The 4,680-nt window shown below is 74.1% G+C and carries 2 protein-coding genes and 1 pseudogene; all 3 read left to right on the forward strand.

The annotated features are described in order from the left end of the window. The first annotated feature begins 33 nt into the window (after positions 1-33). Positions 34-1,500 carry a rifampin monooxygenase gene (gene rox, locus GA0115240_RS05325; RefSeq protein WP_093735491.1) on the forward strand — a complete coding sequence of 489 codons (1,467 nt, stop codon included), beginning with the start codon at positions 34-36 and terminating at the stop codon, positions 1,498-1,500. Between the two features lie 578 nt (positions 1,501-2,078). Beyond that, positions 2,079-3,370 (forward strand): annotated as a pseudogene (locus GA0115240_RS05330) (PP2C family protein-serine/threonine phosphatase). Between the two features lie 361 nt (positions 3,371-3,731). Next, positions 3,732-4,680: DUF4331 family protein (locus tag GA0115240_RS05340; RefSeq protein WP_093735494.1), on the forward strand; the 949-nt coding region annotated here is incomplete at its 3' end.

The following is a 4,680-nucleotide window of genomic DNA, read 5'->3' on the forward strand; positions in this document are numbered from 1 at the left end:
CCCGAAGGACACGTGCGCGGACTGGGGGGTTTGATGATCGACGTGATCGTTGCCGGCGGTGGGCCGACCGGCTTGATGCTGGCCGGCGAATTGCGGCTGCACGGCCTGCGCGTCGTCGTGCTGGACAAGGAGCCGGCGCCGACCGGGCGGGCCGGCGCGCTCGGCCTGCACGCGCGCAGCGTCGAGGTGATGGACCAGCGGGGTCTGCTGGAACGCTTCCTCGCACTCGGCAGGAAACACACCGTCGGCGGCTTCTTCGCCGGCCTCGGCACATCTTGGCCGGAGGGGCTGGACACCGCACACGCGTACGTCCTCGGTATCCCGCAGGCCGTCACCGAGCGACTGCTGGCCGAGCATGCCGTCGCGCTCGGCGCCGAGATCCGGCGCGGCCGCGAACTGGTCGGGCTGAGCCAGGACGAACACGGGGTGACCGCCGAACTGGCCGGCGCGGCAACGCGAGACGCCGAGGGCGTGGCCGGCGGGGGAGGCACACGGCTGCGGGCGCGCTACCTCGTCGGCTGCGACGGCGGCCGCAGCGCGGTGCGCAAGCTGCTCGGCGTCGGCTTCCCCGGTGAGCCGGCCAGGAACGAGACGCTGCTCGGCGAGATGGAGGTGGCCGTACCGCCGCGGGCGCTGGCCGCCGCCGTGGCCGAAGTCCGCAGGACCCATCTGCGGTTCGGCGTGATCCCGCAGGCCGACGGGGTGTTCCGGGTGATCGTGCCCGCCGCCGGGGTGGCCGAGGACCGCGCGGTCCCGCCGACCCTGGAGGAATTCCGTCGGCAGCTGCGGGCCTTCGCCGGCACCGACTTCGGCGTCCACACACCGCGCTGGCTCTCCCGCTTCGGCGACGCCACCCGGCTGGCCGAGCGCTACCGCGTCGGCCGGGTGCTGCTGGCCGGCGACGCGGCGCACATCCACCCGCCGACCGGCGGTCAGGGGCTCAACCTCGGCGTCCAGGACGCGTTCAACCTCGGCTGGAAGCTGGCCGCCGAGGTGCGCGGCTGGGCACCGGAGGGGCTGCTGGACAGCTACCACACCGAACGGCACCCGGTGGCCGCCGACGTACTGGACAACACCCGCGCCCAGATGGAGCTGATGTCCAGCGAGCCGGGTCCCCGGGCGGTGCGCCGGCTGATGTCGGAACTGGTGGGCTTCGAGGAGGTGAACCGCCGTCTGATCGAGAAGATCAGCGGGATCGCCATCCGCTACGACGTCGGCGCGGGGCATCCGCTGCTCGGCCGGCGGCTGCGGGACGTGCCGCTGGAGGGCGGTCGCCTCTACGCGCTGATGCACGCCGGCCGCGGGCTGCTGCTCGACCGCACCGGCCGGCTTTCGGCGGCCGGCTGGGCGGACCGGGTCGACCATGTCGCCGGTGTCGGCGACGAACCGGACCTGCCCGCGGTGCTGCTGCGGCCGGACGGCCACGTGGTGTGGATCGGTGAGGACCAGCCGGGTCTGCTCGACGGGCTCGCGAGGTGGTTCGGCGCTCCCGTCGGCTGAGCGCGCCCGGTCGCGGCAGCCCTGCCCGTCCCGGGGGCGCGGCGCGGCCGACCTCGCCACGGAACCGGAACGCCGCGCCCTCACCACCGGGTACGTCGCTCTGATCGCGGCCGGTCCCACACGCTTCCGGTGACGCGTACGTGAGGTTCGGCGTCGCCGCCGCCGCCGCGCGCGGCTCGATCGGTAGGTACGGCGTGACGGGCGCGCGTTGAAGGCTCCGCGCGGCGACGCACCCGGCGGTCATCCCCCGGCCGTGCCCCCGGACCGGGCATTCGAGTGGCCGCCCGGCCCGTCCCGCGCCCCCTTCCCTTCGCGGCCGGCAGGTCAACCGCCGCCCTCCCGGCGCGACCGCGCCGGTGTCACGGCCGGTGACCGCTCCTCGGACCGGCACCGGCCCGCGCAGGTCCGGGAAGCCGTCACCCGGATGGCGGCGGCCGCTCCTGGGCGCGTAGGCGATCCGGCCGCCGGCGAACCGCCCCCGGGTTTCGGCCCGGAAGGCGCCCGCGGTCCGGGGCGGCCGTCCGGCGGCGGCCCAGCGGCGACCTCCGCGCGGAGCGCGCAGATGAGAAAAATGGACCATGTCCACTGACAAAGAGGCGGCGCACCGTGCGCTGGTCGAGGAGATCGGGCGCCGGTACGAGGAGGAGCCGGACCAGGAGCGGCGGATCGGCCGGCTGGTGGAGGACGTACTGGGGATCGAGGCCGACCTCGATCTGGCGTCGGTCCTGCAGCGGGTCGTGGAGGCCGCCGCGCGGGCCGTGGGGGCCCGTTACGGCGCGCTCGGGGTGCTGGACGGGGACGGCGAGTTCGGGGACCTCATCACCACGGGCGTCGACAGCGGTGTCCGCGAGGCGGTGGGGCACCTGCCCCGCGGCGTAGGCATCCTGGGCAGGATCCTGCGCGGGCAGGGGCCGATCCGCGTGGCGGACCTGGCTGCCGAACCTGACACGGTCGGCTTCCCGCCCGGGCACCCGGTCATGCACACCCTGCTCGGCGGGCCCATCCGGGTGCGGGACACCGTCTACGGGATCCTGTACCTCACCGACCGGCGCGACGGGCAGCCCTTCAGCCCCAGTGACGAGGCCCTGGCCACCGCGCTGGCCGGTGTCGCGGGCGGCGCCATCGAGAACGCCCGCTACCACGACCGGCTGAAGAAGGCGGCGGAGGAACTCCAGCGGCAGCTGATGCCCGAGGTGCCCGTCATCGGACCGCTCCAGGTCCAGGCCCGCTATCACCCCGCGCACAGCACCCCGCGGATCGGTGGCGACTGGTACCAGGCGGTCGAGCTGCCCGACGGGACCTGGTGCATCGTCGTGGGCGATGTCATGGGCCACGACACGGGATCGGCCCTGACCATGCACCGGATCAGCAGCATGCTGTACGTCCTGGCGCTCAACTCGCCGCACAGCCCGGCCCGGATCGTCCACGGCCTGGACCAGGCGCTGCACCGCACCGGCGCCGAGACCATGGCCACCCTCATCGCGGCCACCCTCCAGCCCGGATCCGACGGCTCCTGGGAGCTGCGGTGGACCAACGCCGGCCACCCCCGCCACTGATGCTCACCCCGGACGGGGAACCGCTCCATCTCGATCCCGACCTCGTGCACGGCATCATGATCGGCGTCGACCCCGCCCACCCGCACACCGAGCACCAACAGATCCTGCCGCCCGGCAGCACCCTCATCCTCTACACCGACGGGCTGATCGAGGATCCCGGCACGTCGCTGGCCGACGGCCTGAACGCCCTGGCCCTGAGAGCCTCCGCCCTGGCGGAATTCCCGCTCGACGTCCTGTGCGACGAGCTGAGCACCCCGCCCGGCCCGGGCCGCCACCGCGACGACATCGCACTGCTCGCCCTCCGTGTCCCCTGAACGGCGCGCCTGCCGCATCCACCGTATCCACCGCGGCCGGGGCCGGAACGAGGCCCGGGCGCCAGGCCGGCCCGGGCGACGCCCACCCGTCCCCCCGACGGGGGAGAGCACGCAGCGCCGGCCGGCCGAGCGGCGGCGCCGTCACCGCGGTCATGCGAATCCGCCATCAGTGGCCATGACGGCCCTCCCGATTGGTCGGTCCCGCGACGCCGCCCCGCTGGCGAGTATGAAGAGATCAACAGACAGGGCGCCGGCTTCCGCGGGCAGCCGCCGCGGGCCGCTTCCCCGCCGGGGCCGGCCCGCGGTGCGGCCGGCTCCGGCGCCCCGGCATCCGAGACCGCGACAGAACGGATCACCCTCCATGTCCCATCATCTCGATACCCCTCTGGCGGCCCAGAACGGCCAGCTCTACATCGATGACCTGTACGTCTTTCCCGGCGAGGGCAGCACGGTGTTCGTCATGGACGTCAACTCCGACATCACCGGCGTGCACGCCGATCCCGGTTTCCACCCCGAGGCCCGCTACGAGGTCAAGGTGCATTTCGACGGCGCCGACGTCGAGGCCCTGACCTACCGGTTCACCTTCGGCGCGGCGGACGCGGACGGTGTGCAGTCCCTGCGCCTGCACGCCCTGACCGGCCAGGACGCCCGCGGGGACGCCGCCGACGGCGAACTGCTGCTGGAAGGCCGTACCGGGCGGACGGTGAGTGCGGGCGGCCACCGCGTCTGGGCCGGACGTGTCCAGGACGCGTTCTACATCGACCTGTCGCTGCTGGCCGTCGTGAACGGGGCCATGGCCAAGGGGACCGCGGTGGACCTGTCGGACTGGCGCCCGCAGCAGGCGAGCAACAGCTTCGACGGCACCACCGTCGAGGCGATCGTGCTGGAAGTCTCCCACGAGCACCCGCAGTTGCGGCCCGGGGCCCGTACCGGGGTGTGGTGCGCGACGAAGCTGGCGACCGACGCCGGCGGGTGGCGGCAGATCAACCGCGCCGGCCATCCCATGATGTGGCCGATCTTCTGGCCCGGTGACACCGACTTCTCCAATCCCGCCAACACCCGCCACCCCGCTGAGGACGCGGCCGCCGTCGGCGGGCCCGTCGCCGACCAGGTCGCCGCCGTCGTCGCGGCCTCCGGAACCTCCGCCGACCCGCGCGGCTACGGCCGGGCGGTGGCCGAGCAGCTCTTCCCCGACGTCCTGCCGTACACCGTCGGGACCCCCGCCACCTTCGGCTTCGCGACCCGCAACGGCCGCACCCGGGCCGACAACGCGCCCGAGGCGATGCTCTCCCTGGTGACCAACAGCCCGG

This window comes from Streptomyces sp. DvalAA-14 (assembly GCF_900091855.1).
Taxonomy (GTDB): Bacteria; Actinomycetota; Actinomycetes; order Streptomycetales; family Streptomycetaceae; genus Actinacidiphila.